The organism is Aquabacterium parvum (assembly GCF_001447195.1).
GTDB lineage: Bacteria > Pseudomonadota > Gammaproteobacteria > Burkholderiales > Burkholderiaceae_C > Aquabacterium > Aquabacterium parvum.
In genome coordinates, this window is sequence record NZ_LFRI01000421.1 from 1 (window position 1) to 643 (window position 643).

At 59.3% G+C, this 643-nt stretch carries 1 protein-coding gene; it reads left to right on the forward strand.

Features of this window, described 5'->3' with window-relative positions; all coding sequences use genetic code 11:
• The coding region (locus ABG80_RS17360) for a plasmid pRiA4b ORF-3 family protein (protein ID WP_160322583.1) at positions 1-328 on the forward strand (328 nt) is incomplete at its 5' end.
• Positions 329-643: the final 315 nt, after the last annotated feature.

A 643-nucleotide genomic window follows, 5' to 3' on the forward strand; every position in this document is an offset into this window, starting at 1 on the left:
GACGTTGAACAAGGCGCTGGGCTACAGCGCCACGTTCAACTGGACATATGACTTCGGTGATAACTGGACTCACAGGATCAAGGTCGAGCGGGTCGACACCATGCCCGCCGAGCTCAAGCTGCAGTTCCCCATGTGCTTGGCAGGCGCTGGAGCCTGCCCACCTGAGGACGTGGGTGGCGCCCTTGGCTACGCAGACTTCTTGCAGGCCATCGCCGACCCTGAGCATCCGGAGCATGGCGACATGACCGCATGGATCGGGCACCCCTTCGATCCCAATGCCTTCAACGTGCAGGACGCCCAGGATCGCTTGTATGAAATCAAGCTCTAGCTGACCAGTCGTGCGCTGCCAAGTTGGGCCTTGGTCGGACGCTTACGAACGGGATGAAGTCGTGCAACGAGAAAGCTCGCGGCAGAAGCTCTAGATCTAGTGATAGCGAAACAAGCCCGAGCAGCACAAGAATGGCTCCTACGAAGCGCAATAGCACTGCTAGTGTTTGACGCATATGTGGCCTAACGCCCAAGTTCAGGGGCGCCCGCTTGGCATGGCCGAAGCGTGCACTGGTGGAGGCGTCCCCTGCAACGCACAGTTAGGCCGATGGTGGCAAGAGGCGGCATGTGCATGATTCCCTGCGTGTTGATTGCT